Origin of the sequence: Amycolatopsis balhimycina FH 1894, assembly GCF_000384295.1 — a bacterium.
In the GTDB taxonomy this organism is placed as follows: domain Bacteria; phylum Actinomycetota; class Actinomycetes; order Mycobacteriales; family Pseudonocardiaceae; genus Amycolatopsis; species Amycolatopsis balhimycina.
Window position 1 is genome coordinate 8897280 of sequence record NZ_KB913037.1, and the last position, 21800, is coordinate 8919079.

22 protein-coding genes are annotated in these 21800 nt (G+C 69.6%); 9 read left to right on the forward strand and 13 right to left on the reverse strand.

The genetic code is table 11. From position 1 onward, the window contains the following. Positions 1–59: 59 nt before the first annotated feature. The 3 genes from A3CE_RS0140995 to A3CE_RS0141005 all read right to left on the reverse strand — a co-directional run bounded on the left by A3CE_RS0140995 (position 60) and on the right by A3CE_RS0141005 (position 2761). Entirely contained in the window at positions 60–815 is a 756-nt protein-coding gene (locus A3CE_RS0140995; RefSeq protein WP_020645921.1) for a response regulator, read from the reverse strand. 32 nt (positions 816–847) lie between these two features. Continuing rightward, positions 848–2023 (reverse strand): ATP-binding protein, encoded by a 1176-nt coding sequence (locus A3CE_RS0141000; protein ID WP_020645922.1) that lies wholly within the window; start codon positions 2021–2023, stop codon positions 848–850. A gap of 177 nt (positions 2024–2200) precedes the next feature. After that, entirely contained in the window at positions 2201–2761 is a 561-nt protein-coding gene (locus A3CE_RS0141005; protein WP_026469351.1) for a TetR/AcrR family transcriptional regulator, read from the reverse strand. 209 nt (positions 2762–2970) lie between these two features. Here A3CE_RS0141005 and A3CE_RS0141010 point away from each other — a divergent pair, with 209 nt between their 5' ends. From A3CE_RS0141010 to A3CE_RS53745, 6 genes are all read left to right on the forward strand, one after another. Next, entirely contained in the window at positions 2971–3963 is a 993-nt protein-coding gene (locus A3CE_RS0141010; protein ID WP_084641955.1) for an alpha/beta fold hydrolase, read from the forward strand. 29 nt (positions 3964–3992) lie between these two features. Continuing rightward, positions 3993–4805, forward strand: a complete 813-nt coding sequence (locus A3CE_RS0141015; RefSeq protein ID WP_020645925.1) for an oxidoreductase — start codon at positions 3993–3995, stop codon at positions 4803–4805. Further along, positions 4802–5653, forward strand: a complete 852-nt coding sequence (locus A3CE_RS0141020) for an alpha/beta fold hydrolase (RefSeq protein WP_020645926.1) — start codon at positions 4802–4804, stop codon at positions 5651–5653. The genes A3CE_RS0141015 and A3CE_RS0141020 overlap by 4 nt, the downstream gene beginning before the upstream one ends. 28 nt (positions 5654–5681) lie before the next feature. Further along, positions 5682–5879 (forward strand): hypothetical protein, encoded by a 198-nt coding sequence (locus tag A3CE_RS0141025; RefSeq protein ID WP_020645927.1) that lies wholly within the window; start codon positions 5682–5684, stop codon positions 5877–5879. 243 nt (positions 5880–6122) lie between these two features. Then, complete coding sequence (locus tag A3CE_RS0141030) at positions 6123–7580, forward strand: non-reducing end alpha-L-arabinofuranosidase family hydrolase (RefSeq protein WP_026469352.1); 1458 nt, start codon at positions 6123–6125, stop codon at positions 7578–7580. A 143-nt stretch (positions 7581–7723) separates the two neighbouring features. After that, positions 7724–9052, forward strand: coding sequence for a DUF3592 domain-containing protein (locus tag A3CE_RS53745; protein ID WP_020645929.1), 1329 nt, complete (start codon positions 7724–7726; stop codon positions 9050–9052). Between the two features lies 1 nt (position 9053). On the opposite strand, the gene A3CE_RS0141040 is transcribed toward A3CE_RS53745, so the two are convergent. The 4 genes from A3CE_RS0141040 to A3CE_RS0141055 all read right to left on the reverse strand — a co-directional run bounded on the left by A3CE_RS0141040 (position 9054) and on the right by A3CE_RS0141055 (position 12271). Continuing rightward, entirely contained in the window at positions 9054–10004 is a 951-nt protein-coding gene (locus A3CE_RS0141040; RefSeq protein WP_020645930.1) for an endonuclease/exonuclease/phosphatase family protein, read from the reverse strand. Between the two features lie 242 nt (positions 10005–10246). Next, positions 10247–10906 (reverse strand): lytic polysaccharide monooxygenase auxiliary activity family 9 protein, encoded by a 660-nt coding sequence (locus A3CE_RS0141045; RefSeq protein ID WP_084641956.1) that lies wholly within the window; start codon positions 10904–10906, stop codon positions 10247–10249. Positions 10907–11008: 102 nt separating this feature from the next. Next, the gene (locus A3CE_RS0141050) at positions 11009–11695 is read right to left on the reverse strand and encodes a cupin domain-containing protein (protein WP_020645932.1); all 687 of its coding nucleotides are present in this window, start codon (positions 11693–11695) and stop codon (positions 11009–11011) included. Between the two features lie 18 nt (positions 11696–11713). Next, complete coding sequence (locus tag A3CE_RS0141055; protein WP_020645933.1) at positions 11714–12271, reverse strand: TetR/AcrR family transcriptional regulator; 558 nt, start codon at positions 12269–12271, stop codon at positions 11714–11716. 106 nt (positions 12272–12377) lie between these two features. On the opposite strand from A3CE_RS0141055, the gene A3CE_RS0141060 reads away from it, so the two are divergent. The 3 genes from A3CE_RS0141060 (at position 12378) to A3CE_RS0141070 (ending at position 17432) form a co-directional block, all read left to right on the forward strand. Continuing rightward, positions 12378–13307, forward strand: coding sequence for an RNA polymerase sigma-70 factor (locus tag A3CE_RS0141060; protein ID WP_051183820.1), 930 nt, complete (start codon positions 12378–12380; stop codon positions 13305–13307). Between the two features lie 353 nt (positions 13308–13660). Beyond that, positions 13661–15943 carry an ATP-binding protein gene (locus A3CE_RS0141065; protein ID WP_020645935.1) on the forward strand — a complete coding sequence of 761 codons (2283 nt, stop codon included), beginning with the start codon at positions 13661–13663 and terminating at the stop codon, positions 15941–15943. A 259-nt stretch (positions 15944–16202) separates the two neighbouring features. Continuing rightward, entirely contained in the window at positions 16203–17432 is a 1230-nt protein-coding gene (locus A3CE_RS0141070; RefSeq protein WP_020645936.1) for an HNH endonuclease signature motif containing protein, read from the forward strand. 197 nt (positions 17433–17629) lie between these two features. Here the strand turns inward: A3CE_RS0141070 and A3CE_RS0141075 are convergent, their stop codons facing one another. The 6 genes from A3CE_RS0141075 to A3CE_RS0141100 all read right to left on the reverse strand — a co-directional run bounded on the left by A3CE_RS0141075 (position 17630) and on the right by A3CE_RS0141100 (position 21759). Beyond that, a complete protein-coding gene (locus A3CE_RS0141075; protein ID WP_026469354.1) occupies positions 17630–18451 on the reverse strand; it encodes a hypothetical protein in 822 nt (273 codons plus the stop codon). Then, on the reverse strand, positions 18448–19077 hold the full coding sequence (locus A3CE_RS0141080; protein WP_020645938.1) for a hypothetical protein: 630 nt from the start codon (positions 19075–19077) through the stop codon (positions 18448–18450). The genes A3CE_RS0141075 and A3CE_RS0141080 overlap by 4 nt, the downstream gene beginning before the upstream one ends. Positions 19078–19130: 53 nt before the next feature. Further along, entirely contained in the window at positions 19131–20081 is a 951-nt protein-coding gene (locus tag A3CE_RS0141085; protein ID WP_020645939.1) for a hypothetical protein, read from the reverse strand. A 313-nt stretch (positions 20082–20394) separates the two neighbouring features. Next, entirely contained in the window at positions 20395–20949 is a 555-nt protein-coding gene (locus tag A3CE_RS0141090) for a GTP-binding protein (protein WP_020645940.1), read from the reverse strand. 16 nt (positions 20950–20965) lie between these two features. Next, the gene (locus A3CE_RS0141095; RefSeq protein WP_020645941.1) at positions 20966–21337 is read right to left on the reverse strand and encodes a DUF742 domain-containing protein; all 372 of its coding nucleotides are present in this window, start codon (positions 21335–21337) and stop codon (positions 20966–20968) included. After that, positions 21334–21759 (reverse strand): roadblock/LC7 domain-containing protein, encoded by a 426-nt coding sequence (locus A3CE_RS0141100; RefSeq protein WP_003097762.1) that lies wholly within the window; start codon positions 21757–21759, stop codon positions 21334–21336. Before A3CE_RS0141100 ends, A3CE_RS0141095 begins: the two co-directional genes overlap by 4 nt. Positions 21760–21800 lie beyond the last annotated feature (41 nt).

The following is a 21800-nucleotide window of genomic DNA, read 5'->3' on the forward strand; positions in this document are numbered from 1 at the left end:
GGTACTCCCCGAATCTAATAAACCGTCGACCCTGCAGCCAGGACAACTGTCCCCGGCGGTCAGGGAAAACGAGCACGCACGGCGTCGTCGAGGAAGAACTCCCAGTTCCGGTTGGCGTACCGGACGATCTCGTTGAGCGGCTTTCCGGCTTGGATCCCGGGGTCCAGGGTGAGGAGCTGGACGAGCAGGTCGGGCATCAGGTTGCCGATCGTCCGGCGGGGGTGGCCGGTCAGTTCGGCGATCTCTTCCCGTGAATGGGCGCCCAGAGCGATGGCCCGCCAAATCGCCCGGTGCTTTTCGTCGCGGAAAATCGTTTGCGAAATCGGGTGGCTGTGGCTGCTCGGCAGATACGCGCTGAGCACCGGGTCGACGTAGGGCCGGCCCGCCGCGGCGGCGAGGATCGCCGCGTTGAGCACATCGGCCTTCCCCGTTCCGGAACTCTTGGAGCAGTACGCGCGGATCTTCAGCTCCTCTTCGGCGTACAACAGGTGCAGCCTGCGGTTCGCCTCGCCGGAGGTCCAGAGGACGATGCCGCCGGGATCCGGGCGGGCACGGAAGTCGTTCACCGCCGTCAGGCCGGTGATCAGCATCCGGTCCCGGGTCGGCCGTACCTCACGGCGGAGCCGGCGCCGGTCGAACTCCTGGCTGAGGTGCTCGAACAACAGGTCCACCACCACGACGTCGAACGGGCCCGCCAAGCTCCGCGCCTCGAGTGGATCCCGGGCCAGTTCGACTTCGTGCCCGTGTTCGTCGCGCAGCAGCTGGGCGACCGGGCCGGCGAGCTGGATGGTGTCCTCGATGAGCAGTACTCGCATCGTCGTCTCCGTCGTTCACCTGAATGGCCGGCTCACCGCAGCGGCAGGCTGAGCCGCATCCCGGTTTCCCCGTCGTCCGTGTACCGCTCGAGGTCGCCACCGAGCCGGCGAGCGTCGGCGCGAAGCCGGTGCAGGCTCTTGGCCGGGTCGTCGAGCACGGCGGCGGCGAAGCCCGGCCCGTTGTCGACGACTTCGACGGTCACGCTCGTGAAATCGTGCACCGAGCACCGGATGCGCACCGTGTCGCCACCGTGCACGACGACGTTCTTCAGCAGGTCGCCCAGGGCCCTGCTGATCAGTGCCCCGATCGGCCGCACGACGGTGAGCGCTCCGACCCGCGGGCTCTCGACGATCTTCAGCCGCCCGGTGAAGGTCCGGGTCCGCTCGCTGATCACGACCGCGAGGGGAATCTGGTCCCGGATGAACAGCATGTCGATCCGCCGGTCGCTGACCGCCTGCTCCAGCTCCTCCAGCTTCTCCAGCATCGCCGGGATGGCGGGCTGTTCCGCGCGCACCGCGGCCAGCCCCGCCTTGACGTGCGAATGCAGGAAGTTGAAGAACTCGTCGTAGCTTCGTTGCAGGGTCTCCGTCTGACCGCCGACGGCCACCCGGCAGACCGCCACCGCGGCCCGGCCGATCACGTACCCGACCACCAGCTGCAGCTGCCCGGCGCCGACCGCGATGAGGTTTTCGGCCGTCGGGTGGTCCGTCATGAGCAGCAGCAGGACCAGCGGCTGGGCGACCGGCACGACCACGATCAGCGTCTCGACGACGACACGGGCCGCGAGCGCGAGCGGGATCACCTGCACGTACATGGTCAAGAACGTGATGGTCGGCGCGGCGTAGTTGCACAGGGGAGTGCAGGCGCCCACCCCGTAGCGATCGGTCGCCGTGAGGAAAGCCGCGACGGCGGGGAGCAGCAGGCTCTGCAGGCACGGCAGCCACAGCCAGCGGCGGCCCAGCGCGAACGGACTGGGCCGCTTCAGGAACAACGCGGCGAGGGGCAGGTGAGCGAGGGAGAGGCCCAGGACGATGTTCCGGGCCACCGGGCCGGCGTAGGGATCGACCATCGCGCTGATGAACGACCCGAGGAACTGGAAGAGGACGCCGGCCGGCTGGAGCTTGGCGACGATCGCGAGCGTGGTCTTGCGGGTTGCTTCCTCGTGCCACCGATCGGCGTCGAGCACGCCCTTCGGTGAAGCTTCCACGAGACGGCTCCTGGGGCGATTCGGTGGACGTCGGACCACAACGATCATGCGGCGTGCGGGCTCGTTCGTCACGGACAACTGTCCCGAACTGCCCGCGCACCCGCAGGTAACGTGTCGAACCCCGGAGTGCCTCCGTTACCCGGCGGCCGGCCGCTGCGGCGTTGGATCGGTTCCGGCTCAGCCGCGTGGTCCCGCACCGTGCAGGAGGGTGTCGATCACCAGCGTGGCCAGGTCGTCGGGGTCCTGGGTGTCCGGCTTGTCGATCGCCTCGCTGAGCAAGGCGTAGTACACCTGGCGCGCCCAGTCCAGGTCGGCGTCGGGCCCGAGGAGTCCTTCGCGCTGGGCGCGGACCATGAGGTCGACGGTGTGGCCGTCGATCTCCGCCCACAGCGCGGCCGCCGCGCTGGTGTGCGCAGTGGCGTGGCTGAGGGTGAACCGCCACGTGCTCTTGACCCGCAGGACGTTCGCGGTCACCCGGTGCAGCGCGACGAGCGCGGGCGCGGCCGCCGGGCGGGCGTCTTCGATCGCGTCGATGAGCTGCTGCTTCGCGGAGACGGCGAGTGCCTCCAGGAGCGCCTGCCGGTTGGCGAAGCGGCGGTGCACGGTGATCCTCGTCAGGCCGGCCGCCTCGGCGATCTGTTCCATCGACGCCGAAGGGTCCTCGGCGAGGACCCGCTCGGCCGCCTCCAGGATCGCGCGCACACTGCGCTCGGCATCTGCCCGCAGTGCTCGGCCCATGTCTGTCTCCTGTCTCGGTGCACGACTCGTCCCCACGGAGAGGATACGTGAACGCTACGTGTACCTGACTAGTTGATACTTCACTGTTGCAGCTATGGCGGCTAGGTGATACGTTCGTGAAACGGATAGCGGCTCTGTCGACGCAACGCCGACGGGGTTCGACGGTCCCTCACGCCGGGGAAGTCACCGGCCAGACCCAAGGAATTGCCATGCCCTCAACGAAACTCCGCGCCCGTGTCTCCCGGCGCACCGCCGTGGCGGTGGCCGCGGTGTCGATCGCCGCCGCCGTCGCCGGAGCGGCACCGAGCGCGGCGACCGCCGCCGGCGCCGGGCCGGCCGGCGCGGTCGCCCGGACGCAGAGCGCCGGCACCGCGCCCAACCTGCGCGTCACGGCCGCCAACGGCGTCACCTACCAGTACCGCCGCTTCGGCAACCCCGGCGCCGGCCGCGTGCCCCTGGTCTTCTTCCAGCACTACCGCGGCACCCTCGACAACTGGGACCCCCTGCTCGTCGACACCATCGCCGCCAAGCGCGAAGTCATCCTCGTGGACAACGTCGGCGTCGGCGGCTCCACCGGCACGACCCCCGGCACCGTCCAGCAGATGAGCCTGGACGCCCTCGCGTTCATCGACGCGCTCAAGCTGCCCCGCTACGACCTGTTCGGCTTCTCCCTCGGCGGCGAGGTCGCCCAGGAGGTCGCCCTGCGCCGCCCCTGGCAGGTCCGTCGTGTCGTCCTGGCCGGTACCGGCCCCCAGGGTGGCGTGGATCAGCGCGCCACCGACCCCAAGGTGCTGGCCGGCGCCCTGAAGGACGACCCCGGTCCCGCGGACTTCCTTTTCCTGTTCTTCAAGAACACCGCCACCAGCCAGGCCGCGGGAACCGAGTTCCTGCACCGCCTCGGGCAGCGCGCCGCCGAACCCGACGCCCCCGCGAGTCTCGCCACCCGCGACGAACAGCTCACCGCGTGGTCCGACTGGGGCATCCCCGACAAGTCCAAGCTGGTGCGTCTCGAAGCGCTGTTCCAGCCGGTCCTGGTCGCCGACGGCGACAGCGACATCCTGATGCCGCCGGCCAACTCCCGCCTGCTGGCCAAGGGCCTGCCCGACGCCCAGCTGCACATCTACCCGAACGCCGGTCACGGGTTCCTCTTCCAGTACGCCGTCCAGTTCGGCACCGAGGTCACCACCTTCCTCGACCGCTAACCCCCCCCGCGACAATCAGGAGACCCGCAATGACAACGAACAAACCGGTAGCGCTGGTGACGGGCGCGTCCTCCGGCATCGGCAAAGCCGCCGCCCTCGCGCTGGTCGAAGCCGGCTACGACGTGGTCGGCACCAGCCGTGACGCCGCCAAAGCCGGTCCACTGCCGGGCGTCACGTTCATCGACCTCGACGTCGCCGACGACGACTCGGTCACCGCCGCGGTCGGGGAGGTGATCGAGCGGTTCGGCCGGATCGACGTCCTGGTCAACAACGCCGGCTTCGGCTCCGGCGGCGCCGCCGAGGAAAGCTCGCTCGCGCAGGACCGGAAAGTGTTCGACATCAACGTCTTCGGCGTCCTGCGGATGACGAAGGCCGTCCTGTCGCACATGCGGTCCCGGCGCAGCGGCCGGATCGTCAACATCTCATCCATCGTCGGGTTCATCCCGATGCCCTACATGGCCGTCTACGCCGCGTCCAAGCACGCGATCGAGGGCTACTCGGAGTCCCTGGACCACGAGGTCCGCGAGCACGGCGTGCGGGTCCTGCTGGTCGAGCCCGCCTGGACGAACACCTCCTTCGAAGCCAACGCCACCCAGCCCGACCACCCGCTGCCGATCTACGCCCGGCAGCGGCGCGCTTTCGAGCAGCAGATGGCGGAAGCGGTGAAGAACGGCGACGACCCCGCCATCGTCGCCAAGGCCATCGTCGCGGCCGCCACCGACGTCAAGCCGAAGCTGCGTTACGCCGCCGGGCAAAGCGGACGCGTCCACACCCTGCGCCGCCTCGCTCCCGCCGGGATCTTCGACCGGCAGATCCGCAAGCTCAACGGGCTGCCCGCATGAGCACCACGACGGCGGACACGGCCGAAAACCTCTACGTACAAGGTCCTTCCGCGACCTTCGCCTACCGGCGCCTCGGCCCCCGCGGCGGTGTCCCGCTGATCCTGCTGAACCGGCTCCGGGGCACCATCGACTGGTGGGACCCGGAGTTCCTGGACCACCTGGCCGCCGAGCACGACGTCATCGTGTTCGACGACATCGGAGTCGGCTACAGCACCGGCACCCCGCGCGACTCCGTCGAAGGCTTCGCCGACGGCGCCATCGAGTTCATCGAGGCCCTGGGCCTGACGCGGGTGGACCTGCTCGGCTGGACCCTCGGCGGCATCGTCGCCCAGTACGTGACGCGCCGCCGGCCCGAACTGGTCCGCAAGCTGGTCCTCGCGGCCAGCAACCTGGACGGTCGGGTGCCGGGCGCACCGGCCCCGGACCCGAAGGTCCGAGCCATCCTGGGACAGCCCGAGGTCAGCGGGGACGACCTGGTGTACCTCTTCTTCCCCGACACCGATACGGGACGCGCCGCCGGGCACGCCTACCTCGCCAGGGTGGCAGGCCGGCTGGCCACCGGGCGCCCCGAGATCTCCGAGGCGGCGGCCACGAGCCAGTTCAGCGCGATCGGCAAGAGCGCGGGAATCTCGTTCGACCGGACCCGAGCGGACCTGGAAACCATCACCCACCCCGTCCTCTACGCCACCGGCATGCGGGACGCGATGATCCCCGCCCTCAGCGCTTACGTTGCCGTCCAGCACCTGGCCGACGCCACCCTCGTGATCTACGGCGACGCCGGTCACGCGTTCCTTTTCCAGCACGCCAAGGACTTCGCCACCCAGGTGGCCACTTTCCTCGCCGCCTGAACCCGTCCGCGCCGGCAAAGGGAACACCATGACGCAGTTCGCCATCGAAACCGTGACACCGAAGGTCCGCAAGGTCACCTTCACGAACCTGCCCGTGAACGTCGTCGCCCTGTGGGCGCTGGTCGTCGCAAGCACGACAACGATGGCGGCGCCGGCGTACCTGGCGGCCGCGAGCGTGGTCAGCTCCATCCGTGCCGCGTCGCCGGAGACACGCGCGCAAATGTAACTTACACAGCCTATTCGTCCTTTGTGGACTGACGATCGTGGCCTTGAACTGCGAGGTCGCCCGGCCTGCGCCTAGGTCTCCGGGCGCGCCGGCGCGTGGATTGACAACTCTTCTCCGGGAAGTTCAGGCTGGCGCGACGCGTGTTAACGGTAACAGTCGGCTCACTGAAGGGAATGCCGATCTGGCCGTGCGACGGCGGGAGCAACCGGAAGTGGATCCGAAGCGGACTGGGAGAAGGTCGTCATGAACAGAGGAAGTATCAGCCGCCGGAGCCGGCGCCTGATCGCCGTGCTCAGCGCCGCGGCGGTGACGGTCGCCCTGGGGGTGACGCTGGGTGTCACCGGCCCGGCGCTGGCCGACGCCACCGGAACACTGCGCGGTGTCGGTTCGGGCCGGTGCCTGGACGTCCCGAACGGCAGCCAGAACGACGGTGCCTCCCTGCAGATCTCCGACTGCTCGGGCGGGGCGGGCCAGCAGTGGACGTCGACGGCAGCCGGCCTGTTGACCGTGTACGGCAACAAGTGCCTGGACGTGCCCGGGAGCGCGACCAGCGCCGGTACCCGGGTGCAGATCTGGACCTGTCACGGCGGGGCCAACCAGCAGTGGCGGGTGAACGCCGACGGCACGGTGGTCGGGGTGCAGTCCGGGCTCTGCCTGGATGTCACCGGCGCCGGTACGGCCAACGGCACCGCCGTGGAGATCTGGACGTGCAACGGCGGCAGCAACCAGCAGTGGACGGGCCTGTCGACCACGCCCCCGCCGACGACGACCACCACCACGACCGGCGGGAACACCGGCTGCTCGCTTCCGTCGACGTACCGCTGGTCTTCGACGGGTGTGCTGGCACAGCCGAAGAACGGGTGGGTCTCGCTCAAGGACTTCACCAACGTCGTCTACAACGGCAAGCACCTCGTCTACGCGTCGAACGTCTCGGGATCGTCGTACGGCTCGATGGCCTTCACCCCGTTCACGAACTGGTCCGACATGGCCTCGGCCGGCCAGACCGGGATGAACCAGGGCACGGTGGCGCCGACGCTGTTCTACTTCGCGCCCAAGAACATCTGGGTGCTGGCGTACCAGTGGGGTGCCTGGCCGTTCATCTACCGCACGTCGAGCGACCCCACCAACCCCAACGGCTGGTCTTCGCCGCAGCCGCTGTTCACGGGCAGCATCTCCGGCTCCGGCACCGGCCCGATCGACCAGACCCTGATCGCCGACGGCTCGAACATGTACCTGTTCTTCGCCGGTGACAACGGCAAGATCTACCGGGCGAGCATGCCGATCGGGAACTTCCCGGGCAGTTTCGGCTCGAACTACACGACGATCATGAGCGACTCGCAGGCCAACCTGTTCGAAGCGGTCCAGGTCTACAAGGTCCAGGGCCAGAACCAGTACCTGATGATCGTCGAGGCAATGGGCTCGGGCGGGCGCTACTTCCGCTCGTTCACGGCCAGCAGCCTGAGTGGTTCCTGGACGCCGCAGGCCGCCAGCGAAAGCAACCCCTTCGCGGGCAAGGCGAACAGCGGCGCGAACTGGACCAACGACATCAGCCACGGTGACCTGGTCCGGTCCAACCCGGACCAGACCATGACCGTCGACCCCTGCAACCTGCAGTTGCTGTACCAGGGCAAGTCCCCCAGCGCAGGCGGCCCGTACGACCAGCTGCCGTGGCGGCCGGGCGTCCTGACGCTGCAGCGCTGACCCGCGCCACCCCTTCGGCAGGGATCCCTGCCGAAGGGGTGGGCAGTGCTCGCTTGCACGCTTGGCGGGCCCGTGGGGTTGCCTTCGTCCGGTGTCTGATTGATCGCAGGTCACGGCCTGTTTCCCGGGTCTACGCTGAGGCGATGACGCTGGGGATGGACCGGGATGCGACGAAGCACCGCCGGTGGCAGAACACCTTTCTGGCCGGAGCGATCGTCTTCGGCATGGCCGCGCTCGGTGACGCGGCAGGGACGAGCTACGCGCTGAGCGCTCCCGGGTACGTCTTCGCCGACGGCGAGCTCACGGGCGAGATTCTGGTCCTCGCCCTGGCCGTCGCGCTGATGCTCGGCTGCGTCGCCCTCGGGCGGCGCCACGACCGGCAGCGCGCCTCGCTGGTCGCCGAGCACGAGCACTGGCTGCCGCCGCTGACCGAACGCGACGGCCAGGGGCAGGTCGACCTCGACGTCGAGACCGCCCGGTTGCGGCCGCTGGTGGTGCGCTCGGTGGGGCTCGTGCTCGGCTGGCTGGCTGTGCTCGCGGGGGTGGTCGCGGGATTCGTCGCGATGAGCGCGTCGGCCGACCACCTGCTGAAGACCGGGACGCGCGTGACCGGCGAGGTGCTGGGCGTCTACAAGCACAGCCGTGGCGAGGACACGATCCACGTGGAGTATCCGGTGGGGTACGGCGACGTGGCGTACCCCACCGGGTACGGCGACCTCCGGTTCGCCGACATCGTCTGGGACTCCGGCCGGTCGTACCGCAAGGGGCAGCGGATCACGGTCATCTACGACAAGGCCGACCCCGCCCGGGTGCGCACGCTGGAGGAGACCAACGACGACCCGGCCTGGACCTGGGTGCTGACGGTGGGGACGGCCGCCGGCGGGATCGGGCTCGTGCTCTCGGTCATCGCCGCGGTGAACTGGCGGCGCCGCTCCCGCGCGGTCCGCGCCACCGGCTGGCGGATCGCGTCGGTGACCGTCGTGCCGGACAAGCCGATGCGCTCGAACAGGCACCTGCCGGACATCAACGTCCGATACCGCGACGGCACGACGATCACGCTGCGCGCGGCCACGTCGTCACACGGCGCGGCGCCGTTGAAGCACGAGCCGAACCGGCGGGCCTGGATCGGCGGCACCGACCGCGACATGGTGGTGCTCTTCCCGCACGGCCGCTGGCGCGAGCCGCCCTACGCCGTGCCAGCCTACGCGCTGAACCTGCGGGTCGCGGCTCAGCCCGCGGCGGCGCCCGTCCCCGAGGACCCGGAGCAGGTGGCGTTCGTCAAACGCAAGGTCCGCTGGTTCGTGATCGCCCTCTTCGGCTGGTTCGCCGCGCTGGTCGCGGTCAGTGTCCTGTTGATGGTGCTGAACCTGTTGTGGCCCATGTTCTTCGTCGTGGTGGTGGGTTCGCTCGTGCCCCTCCCGCTCACGCAGCTCTACTTCAGCCGGATGCGGACCGCGCCGGAGAAGAAATGACCTAGCCGGCCAGGGGGAAGGAAGCGAAGACCGGGGCGTGGTCGGAGCCCGGCTTGCTCACGTGCGCGGACGGCTCTTCGGTGACCGAGGGCAGGTCGTGGTCGTGGCGGACGTGGACTTCGGGCAGCGGCGCGACGAGCGCGTGGCTGGCGAAGATGTGGTCGATCAGTTCGCGGCGGCCGTGGTTGACGCGGGAGTAGCGCTCGGCGTCGGGGATCAGCGGGGCGAGGTTCCACAGGCGGAGACGGTCGCCGGTGTCGTCACGCTCGAAGCCGCCGGTGCCGATCTCCGAGCCCGGTGGGCCGCTCAGGATCTGGGTGGTGGCCGCGGTGGCTTCGTCGTTGAGGTCGCCGAGCACGATGACGCGTTTCCCGTCGCCCTGCTCGAGGGCGGTGGTGGCCAGTTCGCGGACGGCGGCGGCTTCGGCGGTCCGGCGGTAGAGGGCGTAGGCGCCATAGCGGGCGCGTTCGCCTTCGTCGTGCGGGAAGAACCGGTTTCCCGGGTAGGACAGCAGCTTGGACTTCAGGTGGCAGGTGATCAGGGTGAGGCTGCCGCCGGCGGCGAGTTCCACGCTGACGGTCAGCACGCCGCGGCCGAGCCCGCCGCTGAGCTGGGCGGGCGGGTCGGCGACCTGGATCGGCGCCAGCTTCGCCGGCAGCGCCACGGTGTCGGAGACGACGGTCAGCGGCAGGCGGGAGAGGAAGCCGACCCGGATCTCGCGTGAGTCCGGGTGCTGCGAGCACACCGTGTGCCATTCTCCGGGCAGCCGCTCGGCGAGTTCCTTCAGCGCCTCCGGGTCGCCGACTTCCTGCACGGCCAGCACGTCCGGGCCGATCGTCGTGATGGTGCTCCGCAGGGCCTCCAGCTTGGCGTCGTAGACCGGCGGAGCCGGATGGCCGGCTCCGCCGGGCCGGAACAGGTTTTCCAGGTTCCACGTGCCGATGACGACCATGACGCCTCCCCGGGTCTTGCGTGCCGGCCGCCAGGGACGCTGGTGTTCCGCGCACGGATACCAGAAGACTCGTCGCGCACTGACGCACAGTTACAAGTCTCACCCGAATGCCGCAGTGCGCGACCCCTTTTGGCTGGTGATTCCGTACCGATTCGCGCGGCTGGTTGGGGAAAATCGTGAACGACTCTTTCCTGACCTCGCAGGCCAGGAAAGAGTCGTTCACGACGTACCCGGTCAGCGTGCTAGCCGAAGTTCACGTCACTGCACCACATGTAGGTCTGGTCCTGGTGCGAAGCCTGCCAGATCGTGAAGATGACGTGGTGTCCGCGGTAACCGCCGGAGGTCTGGACGTCGAACGTGATGTCCTTCGCCGGCGCGTACTTGCCCGTCTGCGTGATGAGGTCGAGGTTGCCCCAGCCGAGGCGCTGCGTGGCGGGGTCGTACCCGTTCTTGCTGACGTACACGCGGATGTAGTCGGCGCCGTGGCTGGCCTGGTCGTACAGGTGCATCGAGAAGCTGCTGCCGATGCTGGTGGTCCGCCACTGGCCGGTGGTGTTGAGGGAGTTGTTGCGCGCGAGGGCGTTGCTGCACAGCTGGCCGTCGGGGGTCGATCCCTGGAAGTTCCCGTGGAGGCCGTCCCGCAGGGCGCTCATCCAGTTCCACATGGTGTCGGCGTTGGCCTGGAAAGCCTGCCAGCACATGGGGTCCTGCTGCTGCATCGCGGGGTTCGTGTGCTGGTTGCCCCAGTCCTTCCAGCACTGGTAGGCGCGGGTGGCGGGGCTGACGATGGTGCCGTGCGCGGAGGCCGGCGGGGCCCAGAGGAACAGGCCGGCCAGGACGCCGGTGATCACTGCGATGACGCTCCGCCGTGTGGGGACGGACCGGGAGGTGGGCGTGCGCATGGATGAGCCTCCATTCTCGGATGATCGAGCGGTGGCTTATGGGAGCGCTCCCGGAGCAACAGGCTATACCGTCACCTGGTGAAACTTCAACCGGACATCGCGTCAGTTTTCGACCGGGTCCAGGCGCGGGGTTTCGCCGGGGCCGACGGGGAAGTGGGCGAGGAACGTGACCCCGTCGCCCTGGGCGTCGAACCGTGCGATGCGGGTCGCTTCCGGCTCGTAGAAGACGTCTCCGGGCGTCAGGACCGTCTCGGGTTCGCCCTCGATCTGGTAGACGGCGGAGCCGGCCTCGATGCTGCCGAAGACCGGGCCGTTGTGGGTGTGCGGGCCGGGGCTGTGGTGGGGGGCGATGGTGATGCGGCGGACCTCGACGTGGCCGACCACGCGGGGTTCGGGCAGCTGCTGGTCCAGCACGATCGTGCGCGTGACAGCGGGAGCGGCGGCCGGTTCGCCGATCTCGGCCGGGGTGCCGTCGCCCGGGATCTCCTCGATCGCCAGGTGGGTCATCGACGTCGTGTCCGTCGCGCCGTGCCAGTGCCATTCGCCGGCCGCGACGCGGACCGTTTCGCCCGCCCTGATCAGCGTCGCCGGGCCGCCCCGGCGTTGCACGTAACCGGTGCCTTCGGTGACGACGAGGACCTGACCGAGCGGGTGCCGGTGCCAGTGCGTGCGGGCGCCGGGTGCGAACTGCACGCGGTCGACCCGGGTGCGCGAAACGCCTTCGGGAGCGGCGAGCGGGGTGATCCACGCGCTGCCGGTGACCACATCGGCGGTGGCTGGGAAGTTCACGGAGTACTCCTGAAAGCGTCAGAGGGCGGCGAGCAGTGAGAGCACGCCGGAAACGGCTTGGTCGAACGGTTCGGGCGCGTTCGCGGCGCGGGCCAGCACGTACCCGCCTTGCAGCACGGCGACGATCGTGGCGGCCAGCGCGGCGGCGTCCGTCGTGCCGGGCAGTTCCCCCGCGGCCCGGCCTTCGTCGAGCACCTCGGCCAGCCGCGCGCGCAGGCCGGTCAGCGTCTCGTCCACCGGGGCGCGCAGGAGGGGATCGGCCACGATGTCGGGATCCTGGGTGAGCCTCCCGATCGGGCAGCCCTTGAGCACTTCGCGCTCGCGCCGCAGGTACGCGGTGATCCGGTCGACGGCGGTGCCGGGCCCGTGCAGCTGCTCGTCGGCGGCGGCCAGCAGGACGTCGGCGCTGCGTCGCACGGCGGCCAGCGCCAGCTCCTTCTTGCCGGCGAAGTGGTGGTACATGCTGCCCTGGCCGGCGCCGGCCCGCTGCTGGATGGCCTTCGGGCTCGTGCCGACGTAACCCCGTTCCCACAACAGCTCGCGGGTGCTGTCGATCAGCTGGTCCCTGGTGCCCATGGCGACTGAATGTACATACTAGTAGGTACAGAATCAAGTGACCCAGGTCATGTCACAGCGTCCCGGCGGGCGGTGTCTTGAGGCCGAACCGAAAAGGAGAATCACGATGGACCGCCACCCGCGTGACCGGCGACCGCGAAAGGAGCGGCTCTTGAGCGACCACGCCACGGAAACCTTCGTCGCCCACCGGAACCTGCTCTTCACCGTCGCCTACGAAATGCTCGGTTCGGCGGCCGACGCCGAGGACGTGCTCCAGGAAACCTGGCTGCGCTGGGTGAAGGTCGACCAGGCCGACGTGCGCGACGAGCGCGCCTACCTGGTCCGGATCACGACCCGGCTGGCGCTCAACCGGCTGCGCACGATGAAGCGCCGCAAGGAGGCCTACGTCGGCCCGTGGCTGCCCGAGCCGCTGCTCACCACGCCGGACGTGGCCGAGGACGTCGAGCTGGCCGAGAGCGTCTCGATGGCACTGATGCTCGTCCTCGAGACGCTCGCGCCGACCGAGCGGGCCGTGTTCGTGCTGCGCGAGGTCTTCGACGTCGGCTACGACGAAATCGCCGACGCCGTCGGCAAGACGCCCGCGGCCGTCCGGCAGATAGCGCACCGCGCGCGGCGGCACGTCGACGCGCGCCGCCCGCGCGAGACGGTCTCCGCGCGCGAAACCCGGGCAGTGCTGGATTCGTTCCGGCGCGCGCTGGAAGGCCGGGACCTGCAGGGCTTGCTCGACGTCCTCGCGCCCGACGTGGTCGTCGTCGGTGACGGCGGCGGGATCAAGCAGGCCGCGCTGCGCCCGGTTTCCGGTGCCGGCAAGGTGGTCCGCTTCATCCTCGGCGGCCTCGGCAAGACGACCGAGCGGATCACCGTCGACCCCACGACGGTCAACGGCAACCCGGGCTTCGTCGTGCGCCTGGACGGAGAGCTCGACGGCGTGATGGCGGTCCGGTTCGACGACGGCCGCATCTCCGGCCTCTACTACGTCCGCAACCCGGCGAAACTGACCCGCCTCGCGGCCGAAACCCCGCTCACCTTGCGCTGAAAGTAGCCCGCCGGGTGCGGTGAGTGACGATGAAACAGGTATGGAGTGAGGTACTTGTACGGGTGCGGCGCGGAGCCGCCGGGAGCACGCTCGGACGGGCCGTCGAAGACCGCGGGAGGTCCAAGCAGATGGTGCCCGGCCGGTCGCGTCCCCTCCTCCGGGTCGTCTCCCCCTCGGACGACCCGCTGCCGCGACCGGCCACTTCCGCCCGGTGAGGCCTGGGGGTTGCTTCCTCCGAGGGACTCCCGCCCGGTCGCATTGACCGCTCGTGACGTCCTCCCTACGGTTCAGTGGTGGGCAAGGCCGGTGCGGCGTGCGGGAGGGGAAACCTGCCTGCGGACACCACGAGTTTCGTGGGACGCAAGCGCGAAGTCGGCGAGGTGAAACACCTGCTGGCCGAGGCCCGGCTGGTGACCCTGACCGGCGTGGGCGGAGTCGGCAAGACGCGGCTGGCCGTGCAGACCGCGGCCGGGCTGTCCCGCGCGTTCCCCGACGGCGTCTGGCTGGCCGAGCTCGCCGGGCTCGAGGACCCGGCGCTCGTGGCGCACACCGTCCTGGAAGCGCTGGGCGTGCCCGACGAAACCGGCCGGCCGGCCGCGGTCCGGCTCGCCGGGCACGTGCGGGACCGGCGGCTGCTGGTGATCCTGGACAACTGCGAGCACCTCCTGGACGGCTGTGCGACGCTCGCGCACGACCTGCTGCGGGCCGCCCCCGGCCTCCGGCTGCTCGCGACCAGCCGGGAACGGCTCGCGCTGGCCGGCGAGCACCTCTGGCCGGTTTCCCCGTTGCCGCTGCCGGAACCCGGGTGCCCGCTGCCCGGCGGCGGCTGGCTGCGCTACCCGGCCCTGACGTTGTTCGCCGAACGCGCGGCCGCGGTCGTGCCGGGTTTCGCCGTCACGGCGGAGAATCAGGATCGCGTCGCCGAGGTGTGCCGCCTGCTGGCCGGCATCCCGCTGGCCATCGAGCTCGCGGCCGTGCGGCTGCGGGTCCTCACGCTGGCGGAGCTGGAAGCCGGGCTGGGCGACTGCTTCCGGCTGCCTGGAACGGTGAAACGCGGCGGAGAACCCCGCCACCAGACGCTGCTGGCCGCCATCGACTGGAGTTTCGCCTTGTGCGGCCCGGCCGAACGGCACCTGTGGGCCCGGGCGTCGGTGTTCGCCGGCGGCTTCGACCTGGCGGCGGCCGAGCGCGTCTGCGCCGGCGACGGGCTGCCCGTCGGCGAGCTGCCGGACCGGCTCGCCGGGCTGGTGGAGAAGTCCGTGCTGGTCCGGGAAACGGACGGCGACCGGCAACGGTTCCGGCTGCTGGAGCCGTTGCGGCAGTTCGGCCGCGACAAGCTGGCGGGGTCCGGGGAGACGGCGGCGGTCCGGCGGCGGATGCGGGACCACTACCTCGCCCTCGCCGTGCGGAGTGAACGCGCGTGGTTCGGCCCGGAGCAGGCGGGCATCTTCCGGCGCATGCGCCGGGAACACGCGAACCTGCGCGCGGCGCTGGACTACAGCCTGACGGTGCCGGGCGAGGTCGAGACCGGCCTCCGGCTCGCCTCGGCCCTGTGGTTCTACTGGGCGGGCTGCGGGGTGTTCGGCGAAGGCCGCCACTGGCTCGACCGCGCCCTCGCGCTCGCCGTCGAACCCGGCGAAGCACGAGCGAAAGCGTTGTGGGTCAACGGGTACGTCGCCACCGTGCAGGGCGACAAGGACGTGGCGGTCGCGATGCTGGAGGAATGCCGTGCCTACGCGCGGCGAGCCGGCGACGACGTCGCGCTGGCGTACGCGACCCACCGCCTCGGCTGCAACCTGCTGGTCGGAGACGACGTCGCCGACGCGAAGACCCTGCTCGAGGAAGCGCAGGCCCGCTACCGGCGGCTCGGCGAGCTCAACAGCACCGTGCTGCTGGCCGGCATCGAACTCGCCGTCGTGTCGGTCTTCCTCGGCGACCTCGACCGCGCCGCCGAACTGTGCGAAGAGGCGTGCGCGATCGGCGCGGCCCACGGCGAACAGTGGGCGCGCGCCTACGCGGCCTACGTCCAGGCCATGGTCGCGCTGGCACGCGGCGACCTCGACCGGGCGGCCGCGCACGGGCGCCACTGCCTGCGCGTCAAGAGCACGTTCCACGACCTGCTGGGCATCGTGCTCGCGATCGAGGTGCTGGCGTGGACCGAAGCCGCGCGCGAACACTGGGAACCGGCCGCGACGATGCTCGGGTCCGCCCGGCCGATCTGGGACGCGGTCGGCTTCCCGATGTTCGGCTCCCGGCACTTCGGCGCCCCGCACGGCGAATGCGTGACGCGGACCCGCCGCGCGCTGGGGGACGGCCCGTACGAAGCCGCCTTCCGGCGCGGCGCCGAACTCGGCTTGAAGGAGGCGATCGCCTACGCGCTCGGGGACGGCTGCGCGTCGCCGTCCCCGTCGCCGTCGCCGTCCCTGGAACGGCCGACACCGCTGACGGACCGGGAAGCGCAGGTCGCCGCCCTGATCGCGGACGGCCGGTCGAACCAGGAGATCGCCGACCGCCTGGTCATCTCCCGCCGCACCGCCGAGGGGCACGTGAACCGGATCCTGCGGAAGCTGGGTTTCGACTCGCGTGCGCAGGTGGCCGCGTGGGCGGCCAGGGCGTCGCGGGTGCCGTCGCCCTAGGCGTCCGGCCCGGTCTCGGCCCGCCTGCGCTTGTGGACTTGCTCATGATGATCGTGGTTGGGTTTCAAAATGCGGCTTCGCCGTGGCGTGGGAAATCGGCGCTCCTCGGGTTGCTTTCTCGTTGTGGTCGGCAGCGCCGATTCCCCACGCACCGAGCCTCGTCTGCCTTTCTCGTAGGTGTTCTGCTGCTGTGACAGGTTGGCTTTGGTGGTACCTGATCGTGTGATGACAGGTGTTCGATTGTCGGTATTCTTGAGTTATGGCCGAACATGCGATCTGGCAAGCTGATGCGGTGGCACTCGCCGACCGTCTCGGTGAGCTGTTCGCGTCGATACGGTCTGCTGAGGCTGAAGTTGGTGCGTTGGTGGTGGAGATCGAGCGGCGGGGTGTGCTGGAGCTGTTCGGCTACCGGTCCGTTCCCCGGCTCCTCGAGCATCTGGCGGATGTCCCGAAATCCTCGGCTGAGCGGATCGTGAAACGCGCCCGGGCCATCAACCCCAGCGTGAATCTCGATGGCACCCCGATTCCCGCCCTCGCCGTCGCCACGGGGGTTACGGCCCGGTCGGGGCGGTTGAGTAATCCGATGATCGACGTGATCGTCGGGGTGTTGCAGGACATCCCGCCCGAGCATCGTGAGGGCGCCGAGCAGCATCTGCTCACCTTTGCTGAGGAGGCCGGGCATCGGCAGGTCGCCGCCCTCGGCGCCCGGATCCTGGCCCACCTGGATCCCGACGGCGCCGAGCCGGACGACACCGAACCCGCCATCCCGACCCGGGAACTGTCGTTGCGGCGCAGGAGAACCGGGATGTGGGAGTTCAGCGGCAAACTGGATGACGAGACCGGTGCCCGCGCCAGTGCCCTGCTGGACTCTCTCGCGCAGCGTCGCACCACCGACGAGGGCCCCGACTTACGCTCGCCGCAGGAACGTTACGGTGATGCGTTCTCCGACGCGATCGACCTGGCGTTGAATTCTCCGGAGTTGCCGAGGCAGGCCGGTGAACGAGCGCACGTCATGGTTACGGTCTCGCTGGAGGACTTGAAGTCCGGGGTGGGCACCGCGCTCCTCGGTGATGTCGGGACGATTTCGGCGGCGGAGGCGCGGTTGCATGCCTGTGACTGCAACATCATCCCCGCGGTGCTCGGTGCGAAGAGCGAACCGCTCGACCTGGGGCGCTTGCGTCGCCTGGTCAACCCGGGACTCCGCCACGCTCTGTATCTGCGTGACCGGGGCTGTGCGTTTCCTGGGTGTCATCGGCCGCCGCGACACTGTCAGGGGCATCATCTTCGTCATTGGGCGGATGGTGGTCCGACAGAGCTGGGGAATCTGGTGCTGACGTGCGCTCACCACCACAGGCTGTTGCATCGCTCCGGGTGGGAAGTCCGCATGGCCGCCGACGGTCTCCCGGAGTTCCTGCCCCCGGTGTTTCTGGACAAGCGGCGAAAACCCAGGCGCAACAACCTCCACCAACCGCTGCCCGTCGCGGCATAACCGAACAGGGGACCGGCCCGCAGCCACACGGCTACGGGCCTACACCCACGTGCGCGAGGCATCATATGGACGACGCTGACCATAACCTTTGCCCGCCGGCGTGCTACTCGGCCTGAAAGGGTTGCCGCTAATGGCATGGCCCATCCGAGCGTCAATTCCAAAGGTGCCGCCGCAAAGCCCGCAGCACCCCGCGAGCGTCACCCCAAGCGTTCGCTCCAGTCCGTCAACGCGGCGACAAGATCCCCTGGACCGCCAACGTCCCGCAACCGACGGACCTCAGCCTCGATGTAGTACCGGTACAACGGAACCAAACCGGCAGCCAGTTCGGGACCGGCTTCGTCCGCATCCAACGGCTGTCCCTCCCGGACCCGCGCCCCCAACCGAACGAGAGACTTCGATGGTGCCTCCGGCTGGGCCAGATACCACTCCAGCGCTTCGTCGTTCGTCGCCGCGCGCCCGGTCGTCGTCGTTCCCGAATACAGGAACCGGACCGGGAAGAACACCGCTTTCGTGAACCACACCTTGTCAGCGAGGAGACGGCGGGGGGTGCGGAACTCCGCCGTCACCTCGTCGGTCGCCAAGATCGCTACCGCGAACCGGGCGCTCTCCAGCAGCAGCTCTTCCGCCGCTGGGCGGACGATCTCCGCCGTCACGTCCTCGCCGAGCAGGACGCGGCCGTGCTCGGCCAGCTGCAGGCGGTCCAGGGCCGGGAAACGGCCGTCGTCCTCTCCCGCTCGCAAGGCCGGCAGGGATGCCCAGAACACCGATAGCTTGCGGTGCAACGGGCTTCGCTCCTGCAGCGCCTCCGTCGCCGCCGCCACCGCCGCGTGGTCGCCCTCCTGGACGTCGGTCAGGACCAGGGCCAGGTCGATGTCGCTGACTGCTGCCGAATAGCCGCCGTACGACAGGCTGCCCAGCACGTACGCGCCGATCAGGCGCGAACCGAGCGCTTCCCGGTAGGACTCGGCCGCTTCGGCGGCTATCGCCCGGGCCTCGGTTGCCGGTTCGGTCGTCGTCACGGTGCCACCGTATCGCGGCGGGCGCACTCCGCGATGCGGTCCGAGACCACTCCGATCACCTGCCATGCCCGGTCCAGCACCGTGATCACCGCGTCCGCGGTCCAGTCCTCGCGCCGCCGCAGGAGTTCGTAGCCCATCTCCAGGTGCTCGACGTCGGCTTCGTCGTGCAGGTCGAAGTATTCGTCTTCCGGGAACGCCTTCGTGCCCGCCTGGCTGAACACCAGGCTGCCCGCTTCGAGGGCCAGGTGCGCCAGGACCGCCCGCTGCACGCCGGGCAGGATCGCGAACTGGTCGACGAACCACGACGCGCCCATCTCGATGACCGGATCCCAGATCAGCTCCCGGTCGTCCGCGCGGCTGCGCGCCAGGATCCGGTCGTGGCCCACCTCTTCCTGCTGGTGCTCGCACGCGAGCGCCCGCAGCTCCGGGTCGCTCTCGAACGTGACGCGCGCGCTGATCATCCGCTGGAAGGCGTTCGACCACGGCTGCAGGTACGTCAGCACCGCCTTCTTCGTCTCCTCGGAAGTGTCCTCGCCGGTCAGCAGCCGGATCAGGTCCGACGACTCGTACTCGCGTTGCCGCTGCTCGTTGTGGCGGGCGACGCGCTCGACGTCCTGCTGGGTCACGATCGGCTCCTTACCGTGGTGCTGCGGGAGATCAACACTCTGCAAGATCAACACTAGGCAAGATCGACAGGGGAGAGCGGAGCGGGACCGGGCCGGTCGTAGACGGGGAACCTGAAGTACGTGGTGACGTCGCCGCGCCGGCCCGCCGCGCGGTAGCTGACCAGCTCCAGCACGCCCCGGCTTTCGGACAGCGGTCCGGGCGCCAGCGCCGCGGCGAGCGTGCGGAAGCGGCCGGGGTCCACGCCTTCGTCGCGCAGCAGCTCGGCGGTGCGCTCCACGGCTTCCTGGTCGTCCGGCACCAGAGCGGGCAACCGCAGGTACGTCGTGGACTCGGCGGCGCGGTCCACGCCGGACCGGAACGCCAAGCAGCTCAAGGCCGCCTCGCCGGCGTCGCCGCGTTCGCCGGTCAGCACCCGGTAGGCGGCTCGCGCCTCCTCCGGGTCGTGGCGCAACGCCACCGCCGCGACCCGGTCGACCTCCGCGAGGCCTGCCGTGTGGTTGCGGTAGTAGATCTTCACCCTGGCCCGGGTTTCGCCCGCCAGGTCGACCGCGAAGAACTCGATCTCCCGGTCACCTTCGACAGTTTCGATCCGACGGTGGGCGTCTTCCCAGGCGGCCGCCAGGCCGAGCTGGGCCATGGCTTCGGCCACGGCCGCCACGCGTTGCGTGTGGGGCCACGAGTACAGCCCGAAGTAGGTCTTGTGCACTACGCCGGACGGCGGGCGCCAGGCGATCGAATGCCACAGCGGCGCGGGCGACGGCCGGCCCGCCCGCGGCGTGAACGTCTCGTGGACGCGCTCGAGCCGTCGGGCGGCGAAACCGCTTTCACCAGGGAAAACCAGGTCGTGGCCGAGGCTGTCGAACAGCACGCGCAGCTCCGGTCGCCCGCCGGACCAGTTCACCGACATCTCGGCCGGGAAGCCGTCGTCCGCCACATAGGACGGCTGGGCGGGCGCGTGCCCGATCCGCTCGTGCGCCCACGGCGGCAGCAGGGCGCGCAGCATCCGGGTCGTCCGGACGGACTGCTCGACCGGGACCTCGAGCGCGTCACACGCCGTCGACCAAAGTCCACACAGAAAGTCACCGAAGAGCCGACCCTGTGCCGGATAGTTTTCCCTTATATATTCGGGAATTTCCGGTACATGACTCGTCACGATCGGATGTTATCAGTTGGATGCTTGCTCAACTAAAAGTCTGCACCCGGGTGGTCCAGTCAATTGCGCCATGTGGGTACGCCGGTGTCCGGGGTGGACACGGAGGGGCACATCGGACACCGGCGTTGTCCAGTCCGGACACGACCGGACATCGAGTGGACAATCAGACTCGCGCCGGCACCACCGTCATCGCGTGCTTGACCAGGCGGATCAGCGCGAGCTTGCTCGAGTCACGGTCGCGGGCGTCACACATGACGATCGGCACGCGGTCCGGGATGACCAGGGCCTCGCGGATCTCGTCCGTCGTGTAGCGCGGCGCGTTGTCGAAGCAGTTGACCGCGACGACGAACGGGATCTTCCGGCGTTCGAAAAAGTCGATCGCGGCGAAGCTGGTCTCCAGCCGCCGCGTGTCGACCAGCACGATCGTCCCGATGGCCCCGCGCGCCAGGTCGTCCCACATGAACCAGAAGCGCGCCTGTCCCGGCGTCCCGAACAGGTACAGCACGTGCCGCGGCGAGATCGTGATCCGGCCGAAGTCCAGCGCGACCGTCGTGGTCGTCTTCCGCTCGACGCCGGACAGGTCGTCCACCCCGGCACTCGCCTCGGTCAGCACCTCTTCGGTCGTCAGCGGCGGGATCTCGCTGACCGAACCGACCATCGTGGTCTTCCCGGCACCGAAGCCGCCCGCGATGATGATCTTGACCGGCGTGGGGACCATGTCCGCCCCCGTGGGGTCAGTACTTGATGAGGCCATCGAGAACCGCCTGGAGTGTTTCGAGGTCCGGCGCCTGCGCCGGGTTATGGGTGGGCGACCGCGTGATGACGAGGCCGCGTTCGATCAGGTCGCCGACGAGCACGCGCACGACCCCGAGCGGGATCTTCACGTAGACCGCGATCTCGGCGATGGACACCGGGTGGCGGCACAGCTGCACGATCGCCTGGTGCTCCGGGCCGAGCCCGGCCGGCTCCTGCTCCGACCGCAGGGTCATCACCTGCGTCGACAGGTCGAGCCGCGCGTTCTCGGCCGGTGTCCGGCCGCTCGTGATCGTGTACGGCCGGACCAGCGGCCCGGCGGCCTCGTCGTACCAGCCGTCGTCGGCACTCATGTGGCCTCCCGCAGGACGGACGCCGCTTCTCGCGGCGCGGACGCCATGTAGTCGCCGACGCGCTTGACCAGCCGGCTCATCTCGTAGGCGATCATCTCGACGTCGACGTTGTCCGCGGCCAGCACGGCGAGGCAGGCGCCCTGGCCCGCCGCCGAGACGAACAGGTAGCCGCGCTCCATCTCGATCATGTTCTGCAGCACCGGGCCGCGGTTGAACTGCTTGCTCACCCCCTTGGCGAGGCTTTGCAGGCTGGAGGCGATGGCCGACAGCTGGTCCGAGTCGTCCTTGCCCATTCCCGCCGACTTGCCGATCAGCAGCCCGTCGGCGGACAGCACGATGGCGTTCTGCGCGCCGACCACGCGGTTCACCATGTCATCGAGCAACCAGTTGAGATCGGGTTTGGGGTTCCCGTACTCGTTCATTCGACGTCAGACCCTGACTTTCGGTGTGTGGACTTTCCTGT